26 protein-coding genes are annotated in these 26,408 nt (G+C 56.1%); 14 read left to right on the top strand and 12 right to left on the bottom strand.

Going from position 1 to position 26,408, the window contains the following annotated elements; translation table 11 throughout:
- The first annotated feature begins 40 nt into the window (after positions 1-40).
- From CIK74_RS10270 to CIK74_RS10255, 4 genes are all read left to right on the top strand, one after another.
- The gene (locus CIK74_RS10270) at positions 41-511 is read left to right on the top strand and encodes a response regulator (RefSeq protein WP_096256126.1); all 471 of its coding nucleotides are present in this window, start codon (positions 41-43) and stop codon (positions 509-511) included.
- A 125-nt stretch (positions 512-636) separates the two neighbouring features.
- Positions 637-1,773: an LLM class flavin-dependent oxidoreductase gene (locus CIK74_RS10265; RefSeq protein ID WP_096256125.1), complete on the top strand. Its 1,137-nt coding sequence runs from the start codon at positions 637-639 to the stop codon at positions 1,771-1,773.
- The gene (locus tag CIK74_RS10260) at positions 1,757-2,215 is read left to right on the top strand and encodes a MarR family transcriptional regulator (protein WP_096256124.1); all 459 of its coding nucleotides are present in this window, start codon (positions 1,757-1,759) and stop codon (positions 2,213-2,215) included. Before CIK74_RS10265 ends, CIK74_RS10260 begins: the two co-directional genes overlap by 17 nt.
- Positions 2,216-2,357: 142 nt before the next feature.
- Entirely contained in the window at positions 2,358-2,687 is a 330-nt protein-coding gene (locus CIK74_RS10255; protein WP_096256123.1) for a YciI family protein, read from the top strand.
- A gap of 6 nt (positions 2,688-2,693) precedes the next feature.
- Here the strand turns inward: CIK74_RS10255 and CIK74_RS10250 are convergent, their stop codons facing one another.
- Positions 2,694-3,170, bottom strand: coding sequence for an SRPBCC domain-containing protein (locus CIK74_RS10250; protein WP_096256122.1), 477 nt, complete (start codon positions 3,168-3,170; stop codon positions 2,694-2,696).
- A gap of 139 nt (positions 3,171-3,309) precedes the next feature.
- Here CIK74_RS10250 and CIK74_RS19155 point away from each other — a divergent pair, with 139 nt between their 5' ends.
- Both CIK74_RS19155 and CIK74_RS10245 read left to right on the top strand, forming a co-directional pair.
- The gene (locus tag CIK74_RS19155) at positions 3,310-3,435 is read left to right on the top strand and encodes a hypothetical protein (RefSeq protein ID WP_256382725.1); all 126 of its coding nucleotides are present in this window, start codon (positions 3,310-3,312) and stop codon (positions 3,433-3,435) included.
- Positions 3,436-3,481: 46 nt separating this feature from the next.
- Complete coding sequence (locus tag CIK74_RS10245; RefSeq protein WP_141392924.1) at positions 3,482-3,886, top strand: hypothetical protein; 405 nt, start codon at positions 3,482-3,484, stop codon at positions 3,884-3,886.
- Between the two features lie 14 nt (positions 3,887-3,900).
- Here the strand turns inward: CIK74_RS10245 and CIK74_RS10240 are convergent, their stop codons facing one another.
- Complete coding sequence (locus tag CIK74_RS10240) at positions 3,901-4,413, bottom strand: N-acetyltransferase (protein WP_096256120.1); 513 nt, start codon at positions 4,411-4,413, stop codon at positions 3,901-3,903.
- Positions 4,414-4,655: 242 nt separating this feature from the next.
- Here CIK74_RS10240 and CIK74_RS10235 point away from each other — a divergent pair, with 242 nt between their 5' ends.
- Positions 4,656-6,098, top strand: coding sequence for a D-alanyl-D-alanine carboxypeptidase family protein (locus tag CIK74_RS10235; RefSeq protein ID WP_096256119.1), 1,443 nt, complete (start codon positions 4,656-4,658; stop codon positions 6,096-6,098).
- 392 nt (positions 6,099-6,490) lie between these two features.
- Complete coding sequence (locus CIK74_RS10225; protein WP_141392923.1) at positions 6,491-7,495, top strand: hypothetical protein; 1,005 nt, start codon at positions 6,491-6,493, stop codon at positions 7,493-7,495.
- 382 nt (positions 7,496-7,877) lie between these two features.
- Here the strand turns inward: CIK74_RS10225 and CIK74_RS10220 are convergent, their stop codons facing one another.
- The 6 genes from CIK74_RS10220 to CIK74_RS10195 all read right to left on the bottom strand — a co-directional run bounded on the left by CIK74_RS10220 (position 7,878) and on the right by CIK74_RS10195 (position 14,264).
- Positions 7,878-8,516 carry a hypothetical protein gene (locus CIK74_RS10220; protein ID WP_096256116.1) on the bottom strand — a complete coding sequence of 213 codons (639 nt, stop codon included), beginning with the start codon at positions 8,514-8,516 and terminating at the stop codon, positions 7,878-7,880.
- A 148-nt stretch (positions 8,517-8,664) separates the two neighbouring features.
- On the bottom strand, positions 8,665-9,816 hold the full coding sequence (locus tag CIK74_RS10215; protein ID WP_096256115.1) for a cysteine desulfurase family protein: 1,152 nt from the start codon (positions 9,814-9,816) through the stop codon (positions 8,665-8,667).
- On the bottom strand, positions 9,813-10,679 hold the full coding sequence (nadC, locus tag CIK74_RS10210) for a carboxylating nicotinate-nucleotide diphosphorylase (RefSeq protein WP_096256114.1): 867 nt from the start codon (positions 10,677-10,679) through the stop codon (positions 9,813-9,815). The genes CIK74_RS10215 and nadC overlap by 4 nt, the downstream gene beginning before the upstream one ends.
- The gene (locus CIK74_RS10205; RefSeq protein WP_096256113.1) at positions 10,676-12,286 is read right to left on the bottom strand and encodes an FAD-dependent oxidoreductase; all 1,611 of its coding nucleotides are present in this window, start codon (positions 12,284-12,286) and stop codon (positions 10,676-10,678) included. The genes nadC and CIK74_RS10205 overlap by 4 nt, the downstream gene beginning before the upstream one ends.
- A complete protein-coding gene (gene nadA, locus CIK74_RS10200) occupies positions 12,283-13,545 on the bottom strand; it encodes a quinolinate synthase NadA (protein WP_096256112.1) in 1,263 nt (420 codons plus the stop codon). Before nadA ends, CIK74_RS10205 begins: the two co-directional genes overlap by 4 nt.
- Complete coding sequence (locus CIK74_RS10195; RefSeq protein WP_096256111.1) at positions 13,542-14,264, bottom strand: NUDIX domain-containing protein; 723 nt, start codon at positions 14,262-14,264, stop codon at positions 13,542-13,544. Before CIK74_RS10195 ends, nadA begins: the two co-directional genes overlap by 4 nt.
- A 419-nt stretch (positions 14,265-14,683) precedes the next feature.
- Here CIK74_RS10195 and CIK74_RS10190 point away from each other — a divergent pair, with 419 nt between their 5' ends.
- The gene (locus CIK74_RS10190) at positions 14,684-15,436 is read left to right on the top strand and encodes an alpha/beta fold hydrolase (RefSeq protein ID WP_170947834.1); all 753 of its coding nucleotides are present in this window, start codon (positions 14,684-14,686) and stop codon (positions 15,434-15,436) included.
- A gap of 568 nt (positions 15,437-16,004) precedes the next feature.
- Complete coding sequence (locus CIK74_RS10185) at positions 16,005-16,736, top strand: hypothetical protein (protein ID WP_141392922.1); 732 nt, start codon at positions 16,005-16,007, stop codon at positions 16,734-16,736.
- 54 nt (positions 16,737-16,790) lie between these two features.
- On the opposite strand, the gene CIK74_RS10180 is transcribed toward CIK74_RS10185, so the two are convergent.
- Positions 16,791-17,570: a helix-turn-helix transcriptional regulator gene (locus CIK74_RS10180; protein WP_096256108.1), complete on the bottom strand. Its 780-nt coding sequence runs from the start codon at positions 17,568-17,570 to the stop codon at positions 16,791-16,793.
- 84 nt (positions 17,571-17,654) lie between these two features.
- Between CIK74_RS10180 and ilvD the strand changes: the two genes are divergently transcribed.
- The gene (gene ilvD, locus CIK74_RS10175) at positions 17,655-19,583 is read left to right on the top strand and encodes a dihydroxy-acid dehydratase (protein ID WP_096256107.1); all 1,929 of its coding nucleotides are present in this window, start codon (positions 17,655-17,657) and stop codon (positions 19,581-19,583) included.
- Positions 19,584-19,680: 97 nt separating this feature from the next.
- Here ilvD and CIK74_RS10170 read toward each other — a convergent pair whose 3' ends face one another.
- A complete protein-coding gene (locus tag CIK74_RS10170; RefSeq protein ID WP_096256106.1) occupies positions 19,681-20,604 on the bottom strand; it encodes an alpha/beta hydrolase fold domain-containing protein in 924 nt (307 codons plus the stop codon).
- 338 nt (positions 20,605-20,942) lie between these two features.
- Here CIK74_RS10170 and CIK74_RS10165 point away from each other — a divergent pair, with 338 nt between their 5' ends.
- From CIK74_RS10165 to CIK74_RS10155, 3 genes are read left to right on the top strand one after another with little or no spacing between them, the layout of a single operon-like run.
- A complete protein-coding gene (locus tag CIK74_RS10165) occupies positions 20,943-22,028 on the top strand; it encodes an efflux RND transporter periplasmic adaptor subunit (protein ID WP_096256105.1) in 1,086 nt (361 codons plus the stop codon).
- Positions 22,028-22,732 carry an ABC transporter ATP-binding protein gene (locus tag CIK74_RS10160; protein ID WP_096256104.1) on the top strand — a complete coding sequence of 235 codons (705 nt, stop codon included), beginning with the start codon at positions 22,028-22,030 and terminating at the stop codon, positions 22,730-22,732. Before CIK74_RS10165 ends, CIK74_RS10160 begins: the two co-directional genes overlap by 1 nt.
- On the top strand, positions 22,732-23,967 hold the full coding sequence (locus CIK74_RS10155) for an ABC transporter permease (RefSeq protein WP_096256103.1): 1,236 nt from the start codon (positions 22,732-22,734) through the stop codon (positions 23,965-23,967). Before CIK74_RS10160 ends, CIK74_RS10155 begins: the two co-directional genes overlap by 1 nt.
- Positions 23,968-24,493: 526 nt before the next feature.
- On the opposite strand, the gene CIK74_RS10150 is transcribed toward CIK74_RS10155, so the two are convergent.
- Both CIK74_RS10150 and CIK74_RS10145 read right to left on the bottom strand, forming a co-directional pair.
- Positions 24,494-25,435 carry a GGDEF domain-containing protein gene (locus CIK74_RS10150; protein WP_096256102.1) on the bottom strand — a complete coding sequence of 314 codons (942 nt, stop codon included), beginning with the start codon at positions 25,433-25,435 and terminating at the stop codon, positions 24,494-24,496.
- A gap of 625 nt (positions 25,436-26,060) precedes the next feature.
- On the bottom strand, positions 26,061-26,408 hold a 348-nt coding region (locus CIK74_RS10145), incomplete at its 5' end, for a transposase family protein (protein WP_141392921.1).

Raw genomic sequence — 26,408 nt, 5'->3', positions numbered from 1 at the left:
CGGGCACCTGCCGCAAAAAGATCGATGTTCAGATTCATCTATGCCTTGGTGCCTACTCGACCAGAGCCACCAGCAGTTCTTGATCCTTGGCGAGTCACAGAACGGTGTGCGAGCCATCAAGTTGGCCGCACAGTTGAACCTATCTGTGATCCCCATGGATGTCCGCCTGCGACAGCTGGCGGGGATCGGCACGACGGCGCCCATACTGCCGGTGAACTTGGAAGCCAAGGTGCTGATCCTGATCATCTTCGGCGTGGAGCAGTACATCTATCGGGCCGCGTCCGAAGGAGCGTCCGGATTCAGGCTCAAGAGCTCGGAGCCCGAGGAGCTGCTCGGCGCGGTTCTTGCGGTGGCCGAGGGGGCCGCACCCCTCTCCCCGCGCGTTGCCCGGCTGGTGCTCACCGAGGCGGTGGCCAAAGGCCATATGACTGCGATTATGCTCAAGCTCGGTGCACGCAACCGAGTGGACGCCGCGCTGACCGCCTACCGCGCGGAAATTGTGAGCCCCTAATCATCACGAGTGTTCGACACCACAGCTATTCTCCGGGAATATTTGACACGTCAACTTGTTATTACATGCATACGCATATAAATTAGAGGTAAGCGCAGAACGTACCTCGACGCCAAGGAGTGGACATGCAATTCGGAGTCTTTTCAGTCAGCGACATCACCCGCGATCCAACCACCGGTAAGATCCCTACCGAAAAAGAGCGTATCGACGCCTCGGTAGCTATCGCTAAAAAGGTCGAAGAAATCGGCATGGATGTCTTCGCTATCGGCGAGCACCACAACCGCCCATTCTTCTCATCCTCCCCCACCACTACACTGGCCTACATTGCCGCGCAGACCGAACGCATTATCCTTTCCACCGCGACCACGTTGATCACCACCAACGACCCAGTGAAGATCGCTGAAGACTTCGCGATGCTGCAGAACCTTTCCGGAGGCCGTGTTGATCTGGTTCTGGGACGCGGCAACACCGGACCGGTCTACCCATGGTTCGGTAAGAACATGCAGGACTCGGTGAACCTGACGGTAGAGAACTACAACCTACTGCGCCGCCTCTGGGATGAAGACGTAGTCAACTGGGAAGGAAAGTTCCGCACCCCGCTGCAGAACTTCACCTCTACCCCACGTCCACTAGATGATGTGGCACCATTCGTCTGGCACGGCTCCATCCGCACCCCACAGGTTGCAGAGATCGCCGCGTACTACGGTGACGGATTCTTTGCCAACAACATCTTCTGGCCAAAGGAACACTACAAGCAGCTCATCGACCTCTACCGTGAACGTTACGAGCACTACGGCCACGGAAAAGCACACCAGGCCGTGGTTGGCTTAGGTGGCCAGTTCTACATGGCCAAGGATTCCCAGCAGGCAGTCAAGGAATTCCGCCCCTACTTCGACAATGCCCCGGTCTACGGCAATGGCCCCTCAATGGAAGACTTCACCGCACAGACTCCGCTGACTGTGGGCTCCCCACAGCAGGTACTGGAAAAGACCTTGAGCTTCCAGGAGTACTTCGGCGACTACCAGCGCCAGCTCTTCCTCATAGATCACGCAGGTCTTCCACTGAAGACCGTGCTGAACCAACTGGATATGTTCGGCGAGTACGTATTGCCGGAGCTGAAGAAGGAAATGGCCTCCCGTGCAGCTCCTGATATCGCGCAGGCGCCAACTCACGCCGGACGCGTGGCTGCCCGCAACGCTAAACTGGTAGTTGAGCAAGCCAACGCCGCTAAGGAGCCAGAAGTCAGTGACCGGGACCAGTAACACCCAAGCAACGCTGAAGGTCACCACAGATGCGTGGGAGGCGCTCTTTCGAGCACAGGTCGCGGTGATGAGGAAGATTACCACCATGCCTGAATTCGCGAAGCTCTCCCTGCGCGAGTACGACGTGCTATTCAACCTGCGCCATGCTCCGGAAAATGAGACCCGGCTAGTTGACCTGAATAAGCACCTGCTGATCTCCCAGCCGAGTTTGAGCAGGATGATCACCCGGCTCGAAGAGCGCGGGCTGGTCAGCCGCTGCACCGATCCCAGCGATCAGCGTGCCAGCCGGCTGAAGCTGACCGAAGCGGGCTTGTCCATGCAGCAGGAAATCGGCCGTGCCCACGTCAAGCAGTTGCACCTGTTGTTAGGTGAGGCGATGAGCGAGGAAGAATTCATTGAACTGCAACGTTTGAGCACCAAGCTACACAACGCGGTGGAATAGACGCCACGCTTCAAGGGGCTATCAGTTCATTCAGAATTGGTAGCCCTTTGGTGTTGGATGGCAATCAGGATCCGGAAACGTCGGTGGCAATCAGGATCCGGTAACGTCGGTGGCAATCAGACCACGACGCGAAGGAGTCCTCGTGAACAATGCAACCCACCTACTGATCCACCGCTACCTCCCGGGCACAGGACCGCAACCACCAAGCGAAGAATCCGACGCAGAAATGCTCCAGTGGGAATCACTGGATACGGCGCTGAAAGCCGATGATATCCTCATCTCGTCTTTCGCCGTCCAAGACCGCGGGATAGTTTGCTCGCTCGATTCAACCAATAAGCTAGACACCGATGCCGAAATCATCTTTGCGGTGCATGCTATCAAGGCGGCCGGGGAGCAACAGGCACAGGAAATCGCCCGGCGCATGCCCCACCTGTCCTACGGCAGTGTGGAAATTCGTCCGTTGATGGAGTAGCAAGAGTTATTTGTAGAAACCTTCACGCAGGTTGATTCCGTGCTCCAGCCAGATCTTCATGGCAGCTAGCATTCCGGTCCACCCCTCGCAGTTACCGAGGGCGCCAGCTAGCCCCTGCGGCGTGGAAAGCCATCCCGCCTCGGTGATCTTCACCTTGGTGCGTGTTGCCTCAGCTATGGGCTGGAATTCGAAGGTGACGGTATTCATTCCGTCATCCGCTGCCGCCCACTCCCCTGCCCATTTTATGACGATCTTCTTATCCTGGATGTTTTGGATTACCTGCACCGGGAAACGACCGGGAAAATCGTGAAAGTCCCAGGTCACTTCGGTCCCTACCTCTAAACGCCCTTTGGCTCCTCCGGTGGTGAAGTAGCAGGAGAGTTGGTCTGAGTCTGCGACGGCTTCGTACACTTCATGACAGGTTTTGGAAATGTGTCCACTAACTGTGAAGGACAGCGGTTCGGATGGCTGGGGAGTTTCCATAATGCAATATCTACCGCGTGCCTCCAGTAGCCGTCAACGACGTTGAGCCGGGTCTTTCCCTTCAGTTCCCAGATTCCGTGCCGCGTACCGTTCACCGGATTCATCCGGAGCACAGCGGCTATCCGCAGGAGCCCTACTCATGGCACTGCAACAAGGCCTTGGATTCTTTCTTGCCGCCATCAATCAGATTATTCACCTAATAAACTTTTGCTTCTTGGATGGCGATGAACAAGATCCGCCGCCTAGCTTGCTAGATTCCAAATAGCGAAGTTGTCAGCCTTACCGCAGCGGCGTCACCCATCGATGCCAGCATGAAGGTAACACCAGTGAATATTGTGGACACGATCTCCGTCATCGGTGAAATTCTTGCGTGGATCGGGCTCGGACTTGGCCTGCTCTGCCTGCTCCTAGCGCAACGACAAAAGAAATTGAAGGCCGGTACCGAATACCTTGATGCCTTCGTTTTCACCGAGGGGAATCAGACATCCATCCGTTGGATGGCACCGGACGGGATGCATGAACGGCAGCTGACTTACACCGAACGCCGCTCCATGGAATGCGGCTGGCAAACGGTCCTCGTGGACAGCAAAACCCACAGCCGGCTGGTGCGCCACGATCCACAGGAATCTTTGGAGATCTTTTCCGTGCTCGCTAAGTTCCTGCTGGGTGCCGGCGTGCTAGGTTTTGCGCTGTCTTGGTTATCGATCTTCGACTGATCACCGCGCGCACTTCAGCAGCCGAATGGCGCCGCGTAGCGATAGTGGCCGGTAGGAAGCGACCGTTCGTCAAAGACCCGAACCATGAAGTGATCGCCCCAGACAGGATCCGAGGGAATGATGCCGCGGCTAACGGCCGGCTCGTAGCCAAAACGCTGATAATAACCCGTCGACCCGAGCAGTACGATGCCCGACACATGCTCACTCTCGGCGCGGTCGGAAATAGCCTGCATCAGCGCAGTACCGGCTCCCTTGCCCTGATACTCGGGTGCCACCGTCAACGGACCTAGGCCCAGCAGCTTGTGCTTGCCATCTACTGTTCCCCAGGTGGCAATCACGTGGGCGATGACGGTGTTACCGTTCGTGGCTACTAGTGAAAACGCCGGCGAATAGCCGTCGCATTCGAAGAGTTGCTGAACCAATCCGACTTCGCTTGGCTCAACCAGGTGATCGTCTTTGCTGAAGGCCGCATGCGTCACAGCATAAATTCCTGCTCTGTCGTCGAAGACTTCTTGCCTGATCTGCATGTTGGTAACTTACCAAAATTGAAGCTCAGATGAAGACTCGTTTCTTTGTTGGACTTTGCGCCCCGACTCAAGTACGAGCATCAGAAAACCGAGTCCTACCAGTGAATTTATAAACTTTTCCGCGAACATCTCCCACTAATCGTCTGAAGAACGTTTCAAAACGAGTCAAGATTTCCCTTGTCCCACGAGCCCAAAGAGTGGTCGAATGGAGCATCATCACTTGGACAACGGAGTAACTTCAGATGCCCAAATACTTTGGCCCAAAGATTTTCACTGCCATGGCGCTCGGAGCCGCACTTTCCTTAGGGACCCTTCCGGGCGCGGCCATAGCTGCCGGACAATCAGCGACCGTGCATTCAGCAACCTCGATGGCCACCGCTTCGTCGATAGCACCGACGAGCGCAAACCCGATATCCGTCGTGGCCGCACGGAAACTGGACCGCAACCCGAGCCACCTAGATGTATTCGTCAACAAAAGCTACCCGCTGAAGCCGGCGAGATACACACCCAAGACCAGCACGGTTAGCGGCACCGGTATTCGCCTTCGCCCGGAAGCCGCTGGGGCCTACAACAAAATGGTGAAGGCAGCCAAGAAGTCCGGTGTCCGGGTCAAACTAATCAGTGGCTACCGGTCATACAACCGTCAGGCACAACTGTTTAACCAATACTCCAGGATGTACGGCAAGAAGTATGCCGAACGCATCTCGGCCAAGCCTGGAACCAGCGAGCATCAGACCGGACTCGCCGCCGACGTAGGAAACTACAACGGTGCCTGTGCGCTGCAGTCCTGTTTTGAAGGCACTCCCGTGGGAAAGTGGATGAAGAAAAACGCCCATAAGTATGGGTTCATCCTGCGCTACCCAAAGGGCCAGGAATCGGTCACCGGTTATGCCTACGAACCATGGCATTTCCGCTACGTCGGTACTTCCCTAGCCAAGTCCTACAAGAATTCGGGCGCTAAAACCTTCGAGCACTTCCATGGGGTGGCCTCGACCAAGAAGAACAGCCCTAAAACCGTGAAGGGCACCGCTAAGACCACGGCGAATCTGAATATGCGCTCCGGGGCCGGCGCCGGCAACCGGGTCATTCTCACCATCCCGCGGGGCAAGAGCGTCAAGTTGACCGGATCCAAGAAGTCCGGCTGGTATCAGGTCACCTATAAGTCGAAGACCGGATGGGTCTCCGGAACGTATTTGAGCAATGTTTCGATGCCTAAGTCCGAAACGAAAAAGAAAGAAACCAAGAAGCCTTCCCCTAAGCCGAACAGCTCGTCAAAGAAAACGACTGCCAACCTAAATATGCGCGCTGGGGCCGGCACCAGCAACCGCGTCATTCTGACCATTCCAAAGGGCAAGACGGTCAAGGCCACCGGGAAAACCAAGTCCGGTTGGCTGCAGGTGACGTACAAGTCCAAGACCGGATGGGTCTCCGGCACCTACCTGAGCAATACCTCGACGCCAAAGAAGTCGAAGCCTAAGACCGAAAGCTCCCCGAAGAAAAAGGTCAAGACTAAAACGACCACCGCGAACTTGAATATGCGTACCGGAAACAGCACCAAAAAACAGGTCGTTTTGACCATTCCAAAGGGGAAGAAGGTCGAAATCACCGGCTCGAAGAAGTCCGGCTGGTATCCGGTGAAGTACAAGTCGAAGAAGGGTTGGGTTTCGGGTACTTACCTGAAGTAGGAAGAGCAGTTGCTCTCCACCTCATTTTTATGACGCAGTGGCCTCGGCATACGCCGAGGCCACTGACCATCAAGACGTTATTTTAGGTATGGCGCGCTAAATGGCGACGACACGGATATTCGTTGACACGCAAACGCCACGTAGATACAACAGCCATTTTGCCGTAATCAAAAGTCGAGAATAAAAGCCACCTACTGCGGCTTCGACAAAACTAGCGCTTGGTGCACCGTGCGCTTTAAATCATCAATGGCGCAATCGTTTACCACATACCCAGTCAACTCCCAGTAATTGTCAGAGTGGCGGGTCACAGGCCGCACAGCTCTCTCATAGAATTGCGAATAATGGCGGTCTCAGTAGGAGATTCTGCCTGCATAAACTCTGGGGGTTGTTCAATGAGCGTTCAAAAAGTAAGTCACAAGACTAAGTGGGCTGGCTTAACACTCGCCACGGCCATGCTGCTCGCAGGCTGCAGTGCGAATTCAGCCACGGAACCAACAGAACCGTCCGCAAATTCAACCTCACCAAGCGCGGAGGCCGCAGCCGAGACAAATTCAGGTTCCCCTGCTGCGACAGCTACTTCTGCCACACCAACGGCTTCTCCAACCCCAGCCGAGGTGACATGGGCGAAACACAAGTTCGCCAACGAGAACTTCCAGATCGAGCTTCCGTCCAATTGGAAGATCGAGACGATCAAGCCGGACCAGTATCAGTTAGTGAAAGACATGACGGCAAGCTTCAACATCGTCTCTGAAAATGGACGCGACCTCGCAGAGGTACGCACCGGATACCCAGAAGTCTTTGACCTCACCGTACGTCCGACCACTGAAGAAAACACACTGATTGATTCGACGCCGGACCCTGCCCACAAGATGATGAACTACGCATTTATCTCATATAACGGTTCACCGAATGAAGCATGGATGATGCTCACAGCAATTGAACCTGAAATTACACCAATATGGGAAGCTCCTCTTGATGGTCCTGTCTACACCGGTGGAACAGGCATTTTTCAGGGAAAGCTCGATAATAAAGCAGTGCTTCCAGGTGTAGACCCAGCGCTAAAAGGCACCAAGCGATTCAAGGCTTACACCAAGACCGCCGAGTACAAGGATCTTAAAAAGACCATGCTGTCTTTCAAGCAGCTGAAAGCCGCACCAGCTGAACAAGAAGCTACTGGCGGTAACTGCGTAGGCGCTCAGTACACTTATGATCTCGGCGATTCAGGCTTGTCCTGCGATGAAGCCAAGGCATTCTTCTCCCAGATCCTCAAGCAGCCGATAAGTACGGGTGCTGCGGAAATTATGGGTGTCGGTGCTTGCATGATGCCGTTCGATACAGACCCTGGCTACTGCAACATTGATGCCTCCGGCGGCAAATTCACCGTCACCAAAAAATAGCTCAGTTCATCCCTTGCTGCGTGTCAGGCATGCCGGGCTTAGGTAAGCCGCCTGGTACGCAATAACATCCAACGAAACCACGTGATTTCGCTGTTGCTAACGGATGGTGTCTATGTTTAGCACTTCTGGAAACTACTACTGTCGACGCGATCTAACTAAAACTAGTCCACAGTAGCCCAGTCATCTCACTACTACATTTATCAGTGATTCGACACCCACGGGCATACTTTGGTAAGCACGACGCCATTATTGTGACCAGCATCGGCTTGCCCTAAGACGGGTCGAACCTGGGTCTTCTTCTTATTGACTACCTTGCTGTGCCGATAAAAACTGCCGCGGAGCGACGCCCTGACGGAGGCGCTCCGCGGCAGCCGTTTTACAACTATCGAGATAGCTGAAGTTGCTCGTCCAAGATAGACTTCACAACCGTCTTGTATCGTTCAATGTTCGATACGGATCTTGCGGAGTCAGGTCCAAAGATCTCGTTATAGTATCTAGAAATATTACCGTTATTGGCTCCCGAATAGTGCGGGAGAAGGATTACCTTGCCAGGATACTTTCGTTCTGCCGCAAGCTGTTGAATCAATTGGTGAGCTTGCTTTCCCAAAACTAGAAATGTCGGGTTGGTAGCACCTAGGCCACGGACTTCTTCCAACAACGCGTCAAAGTCAGAAGACTTTGGAATTGCCTTTGTTGCATCAGGGTCAAAGATATCCTTAGCCAGATCCGTCATGTAAGCGCCCCACACCGGGGTGCCACGTAGCGCTTCGCCCAGCAGATGGTCGTTTGACTTTACGCTTGTATGGAAGTTTGGTGGGCCGTCAATTTCTCGTTTACTCCCACGGTTCAAGGCAACTACTACAACGTCAGTATGAAGGACGTCCAGTAGCGACTCGTCGTCGGCAGGAAAATGCAGGTTATCTCCTGAGATGGGCAATGATCCAGAAGGATCACCCCACACCGCCCAAGTCCCGTGTTCGCTGTCTCGGCTTTTCTTGTACAGATGAGAGGAAATCGTCATCCTTCAGTCTCTCTTTCAGTTCTCAGAACATTGTCTAAGCGCCTAGTCAACGTTGAAGCATCACCATATCGAGAAAGAAGAAAGGAATGTCGACAAATCACATAAATTACCCTTTTCCGAACAACTCCGGACAAGGATTTACTTACCGCTATTTTTCTTTGGACACCAAGCTGGTCACCGTGGCCACCAGCGCGCTGGCCACCTGGCTGAGCTCGTTTTCCTTGATTCCCCGGCCGAACGATAAGCGCACCGCGGTGTGGGCAAGTTCTGCTTCATATCCCATTGCGACCAGCACGGCCGACGGGTCAGTACTTCCAGCTGAACAAGCAGAACCAGAAGAGCACAGCACACCACGTCGTTCAAGCTCAATGAGCACCGTCTCCCCTGCTGTACGCGGGAAAACGAAGGAAACGATTCCGCCCACACGCTGTTGTTCGTGGCCGGTCAACTTCACTAGCCCCTCACCCTTGGCGTTCAGCTGCTTGGTAATTCGTTCAATCAGGTAGCGGCCGTAGCCATCACCGGTGCCGGCATTGCGTTGCTCGGCGCAAACTTGCAAGGCTCGTGCGATTCCCACCGCAGCTGCGGGGTTCTCGGTACCGGAACGCACCCCGCCCTGCTGGCCGCCACCGTGCAGCAATGGCACCAGCGGGTATTGGTTGGAAAAGTAAAGAACTCCGCTGCCCTTGAGCGCACCGATCTTATGCCCGGAGAGGCTCAGCGCATCTACCTGTGTTGCGAGTTCGGCCAGGTCCAGCCAGCCGGCAGCCTGCACGGCGTCGGTGTGCATCAGCGCACCGGCCGCACGAGCCAGCCCGGAGATCTGCGCGAGCGGCTGGATGGTCCCCACCTCGTTGTTCACGGCCATGACCGAAACCACCGCAACGTGCTCATCGATGAGTTTCGCCGCTTGCTCAAGATCTACCAAGCCGGCGTAGTCCACCGGAATAACCCGGTGTTCAAATCCGTGGAATTGCACCAAATAGGCGCAGGCCTCCAGTACCGCAGGATGCTCAATGGAGCTTGTCACCACAACTTTGCCGCGGGGGCTGCCCAGCGCTGCGCCGATAATTGCGGTGTTATCCGCTTCGGTACCACCGGAGGTGAAATAGATTTCATTTGTCTGCACATCTAAGCACCCGGCAACTTGTGCACGAGCCCAATCGTTGGCGCGTTTGGCCTGATGTCCCTGCTCATGAAGCGAGGCGGGGTTGCCGAAGTTGCTGGTCAGCAGCGGGGTCACCAGGTCCAGCACCTCTTGGCGAGGCGGCGCGGTGGAGGCCGCATCCATATAGATCATGCAACAACCATATCGAGGCCAAGGTCAATGGCTTGCACCGAGTGGGTGATGGCGCCCGAAGAAATAATGTCCACACCGCTCTGGGCAATCGCGGCCACGGTATCGGCTCGCACATTGCCGCTGGCTTCGATAGTTGCTTGCCCGTTGATCAGCTTGATTGCTGCCGGCAAGTCAGCCACCGCGAAGTTGTCCAACATGATGATGTCTACCCCGGCGGCGAGCACCGCGGGGATCTGCTCGATGGAATCAACTTCTACCTCCATCGCGGTGGTGTGGCCCAACCGGGCACGCACTGCCTGCAACGCACTGGTCAACTCTTCACCGTCATCCAACAAGGCCAGGTGATTGTCCTTAGCCATAAACGCTTCGGAAAGATTATCGCGGTGGTTTACTCCCCCGCCGCAACGCACCGCGTAGCGTTCCAAGACTCTGAGCCCCGGAGTAGTTTTTCGGGTATCGGCAATCCTTGCCTTGGTATGGGAAACCAAGGTGACCAGCTCGCGCGTGGCGGTGGCAATGGCGCTCATCCGCTGCAACAGGTTCAATGCCACACGTTCGGCGGTAAGCACCGAGGCCGCGGGACCCGTGACGGTCAGCAACCTGTCGCCAACTTCAAATTCTTGGCCTTCCTTCACCAGCTGGACCACATGGATTTCCGGGTTGATCATCGTCATGGCCCGGGCGAACACGGTTCCGCCTGCAAGCACGCCGGCTTCCCGCGCACGTACCGCGACGGTGGCTTTGGCACCGGCGGGCACGATGGTGTCCGCGGTGATATCTCCGCGCGGATTATCCTCTGCGAAGGCGAACTCCAGGATGCGGTCGATTGCGGCGGTGGGCACCGGGTGGGTTACTTGGTTCACGCGTTGATTTCCTTGCTCTGTGTCCGGTTAACGCTTTGCTGGGTATGCGCCAGCCGGAAGCCGTATCGAATGGCGGCCTGTTGGCCGTCTTGTGCATCAAGTCGGTGATGCGCCCCAAGGCTACTCGTTCGCCGAATCGCACCTTGAGTGATGATCCTTGCGGTGATCCAGAGGTTTGTCAGCTCGGCCAGTTCGCGCCGGCCTTGGGCTACCGGGGCACTGCTTTCAAGCACACTACGCAAGGATTGTAGTCCTTGCCCTGTACGGTGCACGCCGAGGTGTTCGCTGGCCAGTGTCTGGAGTTGGTGTAGCTCCAACGGGGCGTCGTTTTTTGCCGGCGGAAGCTCGCTCAGTTGCAGCTGTGAGGTGTCGCAAACGCGGCCGGCTTGATCAGTAATCATGGCTCGCACCGCTTGACGTGCGAAGACCATAGCTTCGAGCAGCGAGTTGCTGGCCAGACGGTTGGCACCATGCACCATGGTGTTTGCGCATTCGCCGGCCGCATAGAGTCCTGGCACACTACTGCGCCCCTTAGTGTCGGTATGGATTCCGCCCATCCAATAGTGCTGAGCTGCCACCACCTCAATGGGTTGCGCCGCCAGATCCAGTCCGGCCGCCTTCAGCCGTGCGCTAATGGAAGGGAAACGGCGTGTCAAAAATCCTGCACCTTGTTTTTGTTCCACCGCCCTGGCATCGAGGAACACCCGGTGTCCTGCAAGGTTTTGTCCGTGAATCGCACGGGCCACCACATCCCTGGGCGCAAGTTCTGCCAACTCATGGATGGCCGGCATGAACCGGTCACCGGATTCGGTGACCAGAATTGCTCCCTCACCACGCACCGCCTCGCTGATCATCCCGGCCTGCGGGTACTTGAGTGGATCCACCAGCGTGGGATGGAACTGGATGAACTCAGCGTCGGCAATGACCGCTCCGGCCCGAGCAGCCAGCCCGATGCCATCCGCTGTGGCGCCGGCCGGGTTGGTGCTTGCAGTAAAAAGCGATCCCAGTCCCCCGGTAGCCAGCAGCACCGCGTCGGTCTCGAGCACCAGTTCCTGATCATCGTGCAGGTAGCTCACGCCGCGCAGTTGGTCATCAGCAAATTCGAGCCCGTTCGCCAGCGCGTACTCAATAATCTCCAGCTGCCCGGCCTTGTGAGCCAAGCGCACCGCCTGACGTAGCGCATCAATCAGTCCTGCACCTGTGGCGTCCCCGTCCACGTGCAGAATTCGGTGGGCACTATGCGCGGCTTCAAGACCCAGCTGGTAGCTTCCATCCGCGTTGGCATCAAAATTCACCGCGTAGTCTTCGAGCGTCGCGACCAGCTCACCGGCCGCAGCGCACATCAGCTGCACCGCATTCACACCGCAGTGCCCGGCCCCAGCTTTCAGCGTGTCCGCCACATGCGCTTGGACGCTATCTCCGGCGGCTACGCCCTGAACAGTGACCGCCGAGAGTCCGCCCTGGGCGAGCTTGCTGTTTCCATCGCCCAGTGCGTCTTTGGTCAGCACCGTCACCTGCGAACCGAGACGCACGGCTTCCAACGCGGCGCTCAGTCCCGCCACCCCGGATCCGATAATGACTAAATGACGCCCGGTGGTTTTGGTCATGGCTTGGCCGCGAGCATACGCTCCAGCGCGATTTTTGCATCACCCTGCTGATTTTCTGGGACCTGGATCCGGTTGACCACGCGCCCGGCCACGAGCTCTTCCAAAACCCAGGCAAGGTAGCCCGGGTGAATGCGGTACATCGTGGAGCAGGGGCAGATCACCGGATCCAGGCAAAAGATCGTGTGCTGCGGGTATTCGGACGCCAGACGGTTGACCATGTTGATCTCGGTACCAATGGCAAAAACTGTTGGTTCCGTGGCATCTGCGATAGCCCGGCGGATGTAGTCAGTGGATCCAGCTTCGTCAGCGGCGTCCACCACTTCCATAGGGCACTCGGGGTGCACAATGACACGCACACCAGGGTAATCCTCGCGGGCCTTGGTTATCTGGGCCGGGTTGAAGCGTTTGTGCACGGAGCAGAATCCGTGCCACAAAATCACCTGTGCTTCGCGCATAGTTTCTTCGCTGTTTCCACCCAGTGCTTTGCGTGGGGTCCACATTGGCATCTTTTCCAATGGCACGCCCATGGCCTTCGCGGTATTGCGTCCTAGGTGCTGGTCAGGGAAGAACAGCACGCGGCGGCCACGTTCAAAAGCCCATGCAAGCACCGTCGCGGCATTGGAACTGGTGCAGACGAGTCCGCCATTTTTTCCTACGAATGCCTTGAGTTCTGCAGAGCAATTCATATACGTCACGGGAATGACAGGCATCCGCCCATCATCTGGCTCATCCTTATACAGCTCGGTCAGCTCATCCCAGCACTGCTGGACACTGGGCCCATCCGCCATATCGGCCATGGAGCAGCCCGCGGCCAGGTTGGGCAGGATGACTGCTTGCTCAGGCTTGGAAAGAATGTCTGCGGTTTCTGCCATGAAGTGCACACCACAGAATATGATCGCTTCGGCCTTATCGCGGGTCTGTGCCGCATTGGCCAGCTGGAAGGAGTCCCCTACAAAATCCGCATACTGCACAACCTCGTCACGCTGGTAGAAGTGGCCGAGGATCACCGCGCGCTCGCCTAAGGTTTCGCGGGCGGCGCGAATTCGGGTGTCTAATTCTTCATCGCTGGCGCGCTTGTATTCTTCGGGTAGCCCACCCTGCACCGGGTATCCGGTGGGAATATTGTCTTCCTGTGAGGCACCAGGACCGTAGCCGGCTGGGGTATCCCATGGGTTGGTTGCCAGATCCGTGGAGCACGTGGAATCTGGCGCCAAAAGAGTGAGCCGGGTAATGGTCGAGGAGAGAGTCTGTTCGCTCATTTGCTGGTGTCTACTTCCATGGGATCGGGGCCGTGTCCGAGATACCGGTACAGCCGTGGCGGCCTGTGCTTGCCGCCTGCTAAATATTCGTCGGTGGCCTCGATCGAGGCGGTGTTTTTTAATTGCCGGCGAAAGTTCGCCGGGTCAAGTTCTTTGCCGAGAATGGCTTCGTAGACCAGCCGCAACTGGGCGAGGGTGAATCTTTCGCCCAGTAGTCGGTGAGCGATCTGCCCATACTCGGTTTTATTCGCTAAACGCCACAACGCGTAGTCCACGATTTTTCGGTGGTCAAAGGCCATCTCTGCAATCTGTGGATCATCGACACCAAACCATGCGACGTTTTCATCCGGTACACGGGTACCTACCTCGTCGATGTTCACCAAAGCGAAGTACGCAATGGTCACCAGCCGGTGGGTTGGCGAACGGCTGATGTCACCAAAGGTGTAGAGCTGTTCTAGGTACTTCGGGTGCAGTCCGGTGGTCTCTGCCAAGGTGCGTCCTGCGGCCTGGCCCAAGGATTCGCGTGAGCCGACCGGCCCACCGGGTAATGCCCAGAGCCCGGCATGCGGTTGGCGTATCCGCCGTACCAGTGGCAGGCAGAGTTTGCCCGGTCCGCCTTCTGGATCGCGCCGGATTCCGAGGATTACCGTGGAAACCGCCAAGGCGGGCGGCAGATTGCGCCGCTCGTCGACGTTGGCCCATCCGGGTACCGATGACATGTTCTACGTTCTTTCGCCAGTGTTCTGGGGGTGCGAGGTTGCCGCATTTCAGTTCGTTAGAGTCATTCTGACATTAACTGGAATCATACGCGAGCCACATCACGTTTCAGGCCGCGCAGTGCCACGTAATATGTGTCAAAGGGTAGGTGCTCGAAACACAACTCGGCTCATAAAACACCGGCTGATCTGAGTGGCGCCACCCATCGGCGAAGCCTTTCCGCTATCCAAATCCACCGAAGAAATATTTCTTCAACCGGTGCCGCCAGTCCTCATCACACGTCTACGAAGAGTTCGATATCCAGAGCAAATATGTGTATTCGTCTACAGACCCGTGTACTTTTACCTCGCTTTCTCCGCAATCCTCGGCCAAGGACAGTTAGGCGAGGCAGATCACCACGAAGTCACCTAGGATCATGAGCATGAGTTTGGATCTAAATCTTCGTGTGATTACCGCAAGCAATGAATCCGAAGCACGCGCAGTGCTTCTCATACACGGCTTCGCCTCATCAGCCCAGATGAACTGGAACCGTTCACGCTGGGTTCAGCATTTCCATGACCAAGGTCGTGATGTCATCCTGCTTGACCTGCCTGGACATGGAGAAGATCCCTACCGCAACGATGGAAGCTGGACTCCAACCCGAATCCGCGAAGCTATCGCTGCGGGACTCGAAGACCTAAATCTCGGTCCAGTGGATGTGTTGGGTTATTCGCTCGGCGCACGCCTCGGCTGGGAATTCGCTGCTCACTTCCCACAGCTGGTCAACCGACTAGTGATGGGAGGACCGGCGAGTATCGATCCGCTGGCTGCTTTTGAGGTGGATCAGGCACGCGCTTATATGGAGCGAGGCGAAGAAATACACGACGAGTACACCGCTAAGGTCATCAATATCGCTAAGTCAGAAAGCGCCAACGACTTTAATGCGCTTTTCCGGCTTATTGAGGCGATCAAGACTGATCCATACATTCCGGCTTCGAAGGTTCCGGCCTGCCCGACGTTGTTGATGGCTGGGGATCATGATGATCTGGCCACCACCATGCCTCAGCTTCGTCGACTTCTCAAAAATGCTGGCACCGAATCAGCCATTCATTGGCTCCCCGGACGTAATCACGCAAATGCTGTCACCAGCCGCGAGTTCAAGGAAAAGGCGCTGGAATTTTTCGCCAGCGCCTAATAAAACAAAACCGGTGCCGTGCTCGCATCCCCACGATACGCGTGCCAGGCAGATCCTATCCCCATAGGATCCTTTGCCCGGCCCGTGCACGACACCAATTTCGCCTGTTCCTACTCAAACACGAGTAACAGACAATTTGATTGCGTTAGAGCCTAGTTAACGCATAACGCGTTACTTATCACACTGGTACTCGCGCTTATTTCAAAAAACATTAGCTTCCGCGCCTACTGGCACCAGTCTATTTGCTGAAATCAACTGACGTCCTCCCGTGGATTAGAAGATCATCAGTCGGCCTTAGGCCTGCGATGTTTACCCAATATTCTCCCACTATTCAGTCTGATTCAGTGGACTTTAGGAATCCTCATCATTCGTTGAAAAGAATCACCTAGAATCGTTGCCTATCTCTATTTGAGTAGTTATCGTCGAGTTGTCGGGTGAACTGAATCTGCGTTCTACCTCTAGTTTATTACTTCGGCAAATAGCCAGAACATGAAACGTTTCATTCTCTCCTCGTCACATTCACCGCCGCTCCAGAAGCCAGAACGGCCAGATAACCTACAGAAGGTGCATGATGAAATATAAATTCCCGCTTCTTATTTCGCTAGGTTCCCTCGCACTGGTTCTCACCTCGTGCACTGCGGTCAGCGACCCTTCCAGCAGCCCGAGCAGCAACCCCACATCCGAATCCACGCTCAGCTCTGCGACGAGCTCCTCCGCAGCGGGCACTTCTGCCCCGACAGCACAATCAACCGCCGCATCTGAAACGGATCAGGTCACCGCCGACCAGATCATCCCGACCCTCTCCCGTCCCGACACGTCCGAAGATCAGCCTCCGGCTGAAGTTACTGATCCTTCGATCAAACAAGTCAGCCTCCGCGCCCTGGCTCGACTGTCCTACGCAGAAGAATTTGCCGCCGTGAATGACAAGGGCGACCTGTGCTTAATTGCCTGGGCCAACAGCGGAGACAGGGATGGAACCGCCACACTCAGCGAGGCTGGCCTGCAATGTGATGAGCCTGCCGAGGTGAAAACCGATGGGCTCTCCCTGCGAATCGAACAAACCAAAGACAACCCCGGTGTCGTACTGAACATGCTGCCACCGGATCTCACCGAAGACGCGGTCCGCACCGCACTGCTCAAAATTCCGGGCAACCATGAAGATCTGCGCCCGCCGGTGGAGTTCGGGTCCACCGATTTTGGGCTGGTGTCCGTCGCCATGCTCCCTGAAACCGCCGATGGGCTCGGCAGTATCAGCATTCCGCGCCCCGACGGGAAAGATTTCACTCTCGATTTGGACTAAGCACGCTCTTGTTCAGCGCACCGGCGAACCGTTGCGCCGGTGCGCTGGGGTAATCTAGCGCGGAGCGTAAACCAGCAAGGTGAGGTCCGGAGCTTCGGCCGGAGTGAGGTTGTGCTGCTCGTAGCGGGTAAGCCCCTTCTCCGGGTGCTGGAACATCCGCTCACGCGTGCCAAATCCGGCCACGTCGTGTTCCTTCCAAATCGCCGCAAATTCCGGCGAGGCTTCGGAGACCCGCGCCACGATGCCGCTCTCGCCAGCCGGTGAGAGCCAGCCACGTGTTTCCGCGCGAAAACTGCCCACAAAGCTGCGGCTCTGCGCTTCCCAGTCGGGGAGCATCTCGCGTAACTGGTCATCGGTGAAGATCAGCCAGAGCAGGTTCCGGTCAGTATCGTCCAGGGTGGCAATGCGTGGATAGAGCTCGGCGTAGGCCGCGTTCCATCCGATGATCTTCCAATCAGCGCCGAGCAAGAATGCCGGAAAGCCAAGGGCATCGAGCAGCCTTCGCAGCGCTGGCGTGAATTCGCTGGTGACTTCCGAGGATTTCTCACCATGTCCGCCCAGCGACAAGAGGTACGTACTTTCTACCGGGGACAGGCGGTAGAGCCGGGCCAGCGAGTCCAGCACCTGGCGCGAGGGATTGATATCGCGTGCCTGCTCCAGCCACGTGTACCAGGTGACCGAAACTCCTGCCAGGGTCGCAACTTCCTCGCGGCGCAGCCCGCGTACGCGGCTTCGGCCAACCTCAGGTAGTCCATGCGAGGCCCGCTCGGCACGTGCCCGGCGGTCTTTGAGGAAACCGGCAAGCTCTTCCCTGCGTCGCTGACCTGCATTCATTCTTGATCCTTTTTATCATGGTAGTAGTACTACTAGTATCAAGGCCGTCTGGGTTTGGGGACAAATCTATGATGAGATTTTAAAATGACCACATATCGTTCACACACCATCACTCACGGCCGCAACATGGCCGGCGCCCGTGCCCTGCTTCGAGCAGCAGGCGTCAACGGCGCGGATCTAGGCCGCAAACCAATCATCGCCGTGGCCAACAGCTTCACCGAATTCGTTCCAGGCCACACCCACCTGCAGCCGGTAGGCCGCATCGTCTCCGAGGCCATCATCGAGGCCGGCGGCATTCCCCGCGAATTTAACACCATTGCCGTGGACGACGGCATCGCCATGGGTCATGGCGGAATGCTCTACTCGCTGCCTTCGCGGGATCTGATTGCCGACTCGGTTGAGTACATGGTCAACGCACACTGCGCCGACGCACTGATCTGCATTTCCAACTGCGACAAGATCACCCCGGGCATGCTCATGGCGGCCCTGCGTTTAAATATCCCTACCGTGTTTGTTTCCGGCGGCCCGATGGAATCCGGCCGCGCCACGCTGGTCGACGGCACCGTTCGTACCTTGGACCTGGTCGATGCCATCTCCGAGGCAGTGAACGAGAACGTCTCTGATGCAGACCTGCTGCGCATTGAAGAATCAGCCTGCCCTACCTGTGGTTCATGCTCGGGGATGTTCACCGCTAACTCAATGAACTGCCTCACCGAAGCCATGGGTTTGGCCCTGCCGGGCAACGGCTCTACGCTGGCCACTCACACCGCACGCACGGCGCTGTATCAAAACGCCGGTAAGACCATCGTGGATATCGCCAACCGCTTCTACGCGGACAGCGACCAGACGGTACTGCCCCGTAATATCGCCACTATCGAAGCCTTCGGCAACGCGATGACCTTGGATATCGCCATGGGCGGCTCCACCAACACGATTCTTCACCTGCTGGCCGCCGCTCACGAGGCCGGCGTCGAGTTCGGTTTAGAAGAAATCAATGAAATTTCTGGCCGGGTTCCATGCCTTGCGAAGGTCGCCCCGAACTCCGCCGGAGCAGGGAAGATCTACTACATGGAAGATGTCCACCGTGCCGGCGGCATCCCGGCCATCCTGGGCGAACTGCGCCGTGGTGGATTATTGGATGACACCGTCCACACGGTCCACGCCGCAACTATGGGTGAATGGCTAGACGAATGGGACATCCGTGGCGGTAAGGCCAGCGAGGAAGCTCGCGAATTATGGCATGCAGCCCCGGGTGGCGTACGTTCTTCCACCGCCGGCTCTCAGTCAGCGCGTTGGGAAGAGCTGGACACCGACGCCGCCGAGGGTTGCATCCACTCAGTTGAGCACGCTTTCTCCAAAGATGGCGGACTAGCAGTACTGCGCGGCAACATCGCCGTAGATGGTGCGGTCGTTAAGACCGCTGGCGTAGACCCTTCCATCTGGACCTTTAGCGGTCCGGCAGTGGTCTGCGAGTCCCAGGACGAGGCGGTGGAGAAGATCCTGAACAAGCAGGTTAAGGCAGGCGACGTAGTCGTCATCCGTTACGAGGGGCCGAAGGGCGGTCCGGGTATGCAGGAAATGCTCTACCCGACCTCCTTCCTCAAGGGGCGCGGTCTGGGCAAGTCTTGCGCACTGATCACCGATGGTCGTTTCTCCGGCGGCACCTCGGGATTGTCCATTGGACACGTCTCCCCTGAGGCAGCATCCGGCGGAATGATCGCCTTGGTAGAAGACGGCGATATTATCTCCATCGACATCCCAACCCGCGACCTGACACTGAACGTAGCTGATGATGTGCTCGCCGAGCGCCGCGAGCGTTTGCTGGCCACCACCGGTTACCGTCCAGCAAACCGCGAACGCGTGGTCTCCCCCGCGCTGCGTGCCTACGCTGCCATGGCATTGTCCGCAGATAAGGGCGCCGTGCGTGATGTCGACCGTGTGGAGCGTGCACTGCGCGAAGCCGATGAACGTGCCGCCGCAACCCTACGAACTGCCGAAACCACCAAGGCCTAATCAGCCCGGTTTCTCAGCACACGAAGACGCCCGTTATCCCTTAAATACTTAGGCGATAACGGGCGTTCGCGCGTTGTCGCACAGAATACGCAGAGCCTTACTTCCCCGAAGCAACCGGTTTCAGGCTTGCTACAATTTGTTGGGCACCAAGTTCACCGGCTTTGGTTGGCAGTAGTGCAAATACGTGTAATTGGTCTGGGGCTTCGTGCCAGGTTACCGATACTCCAGCTGCTTCGGCTTTACGCCGCAGCTGATGCGCATCCGGGTTAAGCACATCCCTGGTGCCTACCAGTATCGTCAAGGGGCCCAGCCCAGCCATGTCTCCAAATAACGGACTCACTACCGGATCGGTCACATCATCTGAACCGCGCCAGGCTTCGGAAAGTACCCTGCCGCCCGGAACCCCAAGCCACGGATCGCTTGGTTGCACAATATCGATTCCTGGATTAGTCCACGTCAGATCCAGCGCTGGCGCGAGTAACGTGATCCCCTGCAACCGAATACCGGCATCCCGCAATTTCAAAGCCACGGACAAAGCAATTTGACCGCCAGAAGAATCCCCGGCAATTCGGACCTGGCTCGCTGCTTCTACTTCAGCACGGACCAGATTTACGGTTGTCTCGCAAACCTCACGAGCATTTCCAAGAGGCAGTAGTGGGTAAATCGGTACCACCACTCGCTGACCGGTTTCCCGAGCAATACGTGCAATGATCTGCCAATGCTGACTGGCGATCTCGTTGACCCAACCGCCACCATGAAGATACACCACCACGCAGCCCGTGGCACGCCGTGACAAAGTCTTGTTTCCCGAATACACATCATAAACTGGCCACCCCGACGGGTCTGATAGTCGGCGTTCTACGCGCACCCCTCGAAGCCTTGCCGGAGGGCCAAATGGAATGGGGCGTAGATAGCGTTTCTTGAGGTGTTTCCGGGCCCCGGCTTCGGTCACAAACGGCTTATTGGCGCCCCTTGCCTTAAGTATCAGCGGGATTACGGACTCAGCAACGGTGAGGCCCATAGGCATCCTTTCAGGCATTCGTTGGCTAGCTACTTTTACCCTACCGAACTGTTCAGAAGATGTTGAGTGTCGAAGATCCATATCCGGTTGCTAGTCGTAACCGCTCCCCTGACAACACATGGAGCTTCTCGGGTGCTGCTCTCAGACAGAACCCAATCACCAAGTTTCTGATTTCCACATACTAAATCGCCTGCCAAGTTTGATTTCATGGAAGCGTCACGAGACTGACCTGCGGTGTGAAAGTCCATAACGATTAGGTAAAGCTGACTATTTAGCGTGTTTATACCTAGAATTTACCAAATGATTTGGTTCGATAGGGTGGTGAAAAGAGCCACCTTATGAGTCAACGCCGCGTATTCCGCCGCTTCATCCTTCCCTCCGCCTGGCTACTGATCGGTGCTTTGATTGCCGTCAGCCTAGTCAAACTCGCCTTTACCGGCAGTGCCTCGGCGCAAGACGACCAGCTATACCCCACCGGTGAGGTACCCGCCGAAACCGTCATGGTGGAAACTTCCACCGTTGAGAACACGCTGAAAATTGCCGGTAACATCAAGCTCCTAGAATCACAGACGCTCAATGCCCCGGTAGACGGCGTGGTCAATTGGGCCTTCGTGAAACCCGGAGACAATGTGAGCAAGGGAGATCGCATCTTCCAGATGCGCATCGAAACCATGCCCGAGACCACCGAGCAGGTCGAATCCGAGACGAACCCAGATCCTGCTACCGAAGAAGATTCTTCGGGCCCAGCGAAGCCTGTAGTGAGTTATCGCGATATCTACGCACCAGCCACTGGCAAGGTCTCCAAGTTTGATATCGAACTGAACGATGAAGTCACCAAAGGCGCAGACCTAGCCAAGGTGCAGCCGCAGAACTTCACCGCGGTTGGCACCATCAATCCACTGGACCGCTACCGACTCACGGATTCAACCTTGGAAGCGACAGTCACCATCGATGGCGGGCCCGAACCATTTACTTGCAAAAACTTGCGCGTAGGTGATACTTCCGGTCCTTCGACTGATTCTTCCAAGGACCAAAGTCCTAATGCCGACATGGAGTCCATGAGCGGAGAGCCCCAGAACGAAAACAGCTCGGGAAGCGAAACCTCCTGCGATGTTCCGGCGGATATCGTCGTTTTTGACGGGCTGACGATGAACATGGATATCGAGGCTGGATCCGCCGAGAACGTGTTGACCGTACCGGTCAGCGCGGTGCGCGGATTGGTAGGTCAGGGCGCGGTCTGGCGGCTCGATGAGAATGGCGAGGAAATTCGCACCGAAGTTGAGCTCGGAGTCACCGATGGCAAAGTCATCGAAGTCCGTTCCGGGCTGAAAGCCGATAGCGAAGTGCTGCGCTATGTTCCTGGTTCGGATCCGGTCCCGGAACAGGAATTTGATGAGGAAATGGGAATGGAGATCTACCCCTGATGAGTGCAGCTCAGCTGCTACAGCTCACAGATGTCACCCGCAGCGTGTTACTGCCCGATGATAGCCAGCTGCACATCCTCAATGGAATCAACCTGACTGTCACCGAAGGGGACCACATTGCCATTGTGGGACGCTCTGGCACCGGCAAATCAACCCTGCTCAACATCCTCGGATTATTGGACCGCCCCACCTCTGGAACCGTTGCTTGGCGCGGTAAAGATGCCTCGGGCTTAAGCGCCCGGCGTGCGGCCGCCGCCCGCGGACGTGATCTGGGATTCGTCTTCCAACAATTTAACCTGTTGCCTGGGCGAACCGCACTGGAAAACGTGATGGCACCGCTGATGTACGCCAGCGGACGCGACTTCTGGCAACGACGCAAGCTGGCCAGCGAGGCACTTGATCGCGTGGGGCTTGGCACCCGGCTCGATTCGATGCCGCAAACTCTCTCGGGCGGCGAACAGCAACGGGTGGCTATCGCTCGCGCATTGGTACGCAGGCCACGTGTGGTGCTGGCCGATGAACCGACCGGTGCACTGGATGTGTCCACCGGCCGTGCGGTCATGGAATTGCTGGACGCTGCCACCGTTGATTCCGGAGCGGCTCTGATCACCATTACACATGATGCCAATGTGGCCGCGCTGGCCCGCCAACAGTTCCGTCTGGAATCCGGACTACTTCATCCGCTAAGCCTGGAGGTTGTCTAGTGAATAACCTTGCACGCATGGCTACCGGATTTGTTGCTGCGTTGCTCGAAGCCTGGCAAGAGTTGCGCATTCACAAGCTCCGGGTGTTGCTCTCGCTCATCGGGGTCACCATCGCGGTAGCCTCGCTGACCACCGCGGTGGCCGGCGCCTCTATGGCCAAGCAGATGATGACCGAACAGCTTGAACGTCAGGGACGTCCAGCGCTGATCTCCACCTACGCTGCAGATCCTAACGGCCTAGGAATTCCGCGCAGCTCGGCAGAAGTCTCGCAGGCTTTCGCCAAGACGAGCGAACGCTTCAATATTGAATACACCTCAATGATTGGTCGAACCCACGGTCCGCAGGCCTCCTATCAAGGTCTGAACGCGGAGGCCATGATCCAGGTGGTTGACCCGAGCTACGGGCCAATGCACCGCATCTCCGCCCAGCACGGACGCTGGCTGGAATCCGAAGACGCGAAGAATCTTTCCCCGGCGGTAGTGGTAGACAAGGCGTTGTTCACCGAGCTGGGGCTGGACAAGGGCTCGTTACCGGCAACCATCGAATTAAAGAGCGGCGGCGGTGCCGTCTCGGTGACGGTGATCGGGGCAACCTCCACCAGAGATATGGGCATGGGCGGACAGTTATGGATGCTGCCGCAAACATATGAGCATTGGTTTGCGTCAAGCACCCCTCTGGATGACGTCAGTTATGTCATGTGGGTGCCCATCGAGGGCTCCGAGGAATTAGCCTTCGAATTTGCGCGGCAGATGCGCGCGGAGCTGCCAGGCTACATGGTGGATTCCAACCGACAGGATTACCTGGCGTGGGGCGCCGACGAAACTCTATCTCAGCTGAGTCTGGTGGTCGGTGGGATCTCAGGCATCATCTTGCTCCTGGGATCATTGAGCCTGCTCAACGTGGCCATGGTGACCATGAAGCAGAGAATCCGCGAGGTCGGCATTCGCCGAAGCTTCGGCGCTACCACCGGGCGCATCTTCTTCTCTGTAATGATGGAAAGTGTTGTCGCCACGGCTGTGGCCGGCGGACTCGGGGTGATGATCTCGGTGGCATTGGTGACAAATCCGAAGCTGATCAACTCCGTGCTGGCCATGGGGATAGATGACATGCCAGGCTTCCCGGTGGATGCAGCCCTGTTAGGCATGGGAGTTTCCATCGCTGTGGGCGCGCTTACCGGCGTGCTGCCCGCGTTGGTAGCAGCCCGGGTGCGTATTGTGGACGCGATCCGCGTCTGATCCATTGGTTTCCTAATTCAAATCAGGAACCGCACACATACAAAGGAAGGCACCTGCCAGGAGAAATCCTCGACCGGTGCCTTCCTTTGATCCGTTTAAAGTCCGAAGACTCTCGTTACGGTACGGATATTCGTTTAGTAGGTTCAGTTAGTTACGCTTCAACATGAATATCAATAAGACACTCGAACAGCTCGGAAAATAGTTCGTGTGGATGACACGTGCCTTGGATCAGCTATCGGTTCTTTTCTCAAGAACTAATCCAACTCTTGGTGCAAGCTTCTTCCTCGGTAAAATTTTTGATCTAACCGGCAATTTGATCACGATTGAATGTCGCCTGGATAAGAGATCAGCGTTGTAATTCCGTTGGGCATGATGAATCTGCACTTCAATGGGGGTGGTAGAAATGGGGATGGATTTTAATCGGCGGGTAAATACCTTTGTTCAGTGGCAGGAGATGCGGTTAGCCTGTTCAAACATCCGGTCTAAGCTTTTAGTTCGTTCGTTCAGCGCCGCCGGTCCGAACGAACTACTGATATTTCTGCCGATACATTAAGGCATCAGCTTCTGCAATGCACTGTTCAACGTTGGTCCGCCCTGGCTGAGCTGAACAGTGCCCCATGGCGACAGAAATTCCAGCATCTTCCAAGGCATCTGTGAAAGCTGAGAAATAAGATTCTGTTTGGGATGGAGACACTCCGTTGGCCAAAATCATGAACTCATCGCCTCCATATCGGGCGACACGGCAGGATTCGGTGCTCTTATTCCTCAAGATCTCGCCAGTACGTTGCAACAAATCATCTCCAGCGACATGGCCTTGGATGTCGTTGACCACCTTGAGCCCATTGAGGTCTATCACCGCGACAGACACGGCATCTCCGAACGCCTCAAGACGTTCTTGCGCATCACTAGTGATCTTGTCCCAGCCGCGACGGTTGAGCAGTCCAGTCAAAGCATCTGTTTGCGCCAAAGCATCGGATAGTTCACTATTTCTCCGCTCCCTATCAGCTACTCTCGCGAGCTTCAATTGAGCAGATAGAAGTGAACTGATCAGAGCCACGAGTTCTTCATCTATTTTCTCTTCCTCAGTGAGCGGATCGGTGCGCACCCCGCACAAGACACCAAACATCTCGTCTCGGTCATCTTTGAGGGTATAACCGGCATAAGCACCCACTTTGGCTGAAAATCGCATACTCGAATAGTCGGGATCTAGACGTGTATTTCCCACAACATGAGCAGCCCCATTGGCCATTCGACTGCACAACGATTCTTCCCACTCAACACGTTGGCCCGTTGTGAGTAACTGATCCGGCTCAACGTGCAGGTGGACCTGTTCTCCATCAATCACGCGAGAAACTGACCAGTCTGTCAGCGGGGTATGTGCTTTAAGGTAAGCAATAGCTTGCTCTGAAGAATCAGTGAATATCTGGGCACCGTTGAATTTCTGCGTATCTTCCGCGACGCGTGTCATCTTAGGCTTTAACCTCCATACGGCTCTGACGAGAACTTGCAATCAGGGTCATTTAGATTGAATTCAACATACCCTCTGATTGGGAAAGGGATTCAGGTGCCGTACCCAATCCAACTACCCGAATAGCAATTATTAGGATTTTACTCGATGGTGCCCGTTGGATTGGCGATAAGTCTCTTACGCTGATAATTTCCTTTGTGCAGTTGACGAGGCAGCTCCATTCTCCCAAAAATGCTCAATTGGTAGGTTGGCCCATTGAGATAATTCTTTGAAGAGAGGAGACGAGCCAGAGATTGGTATGAGCATCAACTGCAGCGCATTCACTGGAAGTCTTGCATTTGACCCTCCGAGATGCTCACCAACCACCAGGATCTATACACGGCTAATAATAGGGTTGCGAACTGCGCCAAAACCCTCAACACCACAGTAATGAGCGCTAGACGTCAAAAACGGCCGTAGTCGACGCGGGGTCAGAAAGTGGCCTAGAAAGCACTGAACGGTCCGGTGGCGGAGGCACCGGCTAGGGCCAACTGTAGCCTTGGCATCACCCTCTGCCCAAAGGTATTGAGTAACTTTCCGGTGATTAGTAGTTACTGGTCGCATGTTCCTTTACATTGAAGTCTATTCATAACCGGGTTCCCAACGACCCCAACCGGAAGAATTCCAACCGCCCAATCGTCTGAATCACCGACGGTAACTCATGGAAAACTCCTCGGTAAATCTCTGCCATGATTTTCCAGTTCTTAAAATGGGAGATACCCTGCTCAACCGCCCACCGGATCTTCGCCAGCTGATCATTGAACGCTTTATCGTGCTTAATCAGCTCACCAGTTCCAGGCCTTTGACCTTTCTTGTACGGGATCATCGCGTCAGTTCCTTGGTACCCCAAATCTCCAAGGTATAGCGTTGCGGCAAGAAGTTCTTCTAGCCCGCTTTCGGTCATAGCTTTGCGGTCATGATGGCTTCCTGGAAC

It is taken from the genome of Glutamicibacter sp. BW77 (assembly GCF_002332285.1).
Classification (GTDB): domain Bacteria; phylum Actinomycetota; class Actinomycetes; order Actinomycetales; family Micrococcaceae; genus Glutamicibacter; species Glutamicibacter bergerei.
This window is presented reverse-complemented; position numbering and strand designations above follow the sequence as displayed.